The organism is Saccharicrinis sp. 156 (genome assembly GCF_050589685.1).
In the GTDB taxonomy this organism is placed as follows: domain Bacteria; phylum Bacteroidota; class Bacteroidia; order Bacteroidales; family Marinilabiliaceae; genus Saccharicrinis.
On the sequence record NZ_JBNGOS010000115.1, the window covers coordinates 1 to 516 of the forward strand.

Sequence of the window (516 nt, forward strand, 5' to 3'; positions counted from 1 at the left end):
TGGCATCCAATCGGAGAAGCAGATTTCTATTTATTCATAACTAATTTAATCGCCTTCTCGGCAAAACGTTCCCCCATAAACTTATAACCTTCCACACTCATGTGCAAATCGTTCTTTATTTCTAGCCCTTTGCTGTTCAAGCCATCGTTTAAATCGTCGGTGTTTATCCATTCAAAACGAGTATCCGATTCGGCTACCGAATGGGCATCGGTAAACATCCGGCCTTCCCTGGCCAGTTTATCGATGTTGGGCGTTTGCAGTTTGGTGGCTCCATAACAACCCAGGTCGCCATAACCAAGGTCATCGGCATTAATCAAGACAATATTAGGTAGTTGTTGTTTTGTTTTTGTATCGCCAGCCAGCACGCTTTGACTAAAGACTATTATAATCCCAAAAGCTAAAAGGATTTGTCTAAAATTGAATTTTAATTTTCTCATTTCTATTTTTGTATATTCGTTTTAATGCCAGTCCGCAAATTGCTTCTCCCTGTTTACCCCAACCCTAAAGGGAGCAGGG

At 41.1% G+C, this 516-nt stretch carries 1 protein-coding gene; it reads right to left on the bottom strand.

Going from position 1 to position 516, the window contains the following annotated elements:
- Window positions 1-26: 26 nt before the first annotated feature.
- Window positions 27-437, bottom strand: coding sequence for a sulfatase-like hydrolase/transferase (locus ACRD64_RS25285; RefSeq protein WP_430937432.1), 411 nt, complete (start codon window positions 435-437; stop codon window positions 27-29).
- Window positions 438-516 lie beyond the last annotated feature (79 nt).

Excerpts from the sequence above, each read along its gene's own strand:
- ACRD64_RS25285 (WP_430937432.1), bottom strand. The coding sequence starts at position 437 with ATGAGAAAATTAAAATTCAATTTTAGACAAATCCTTTTAGCTTTTGGG.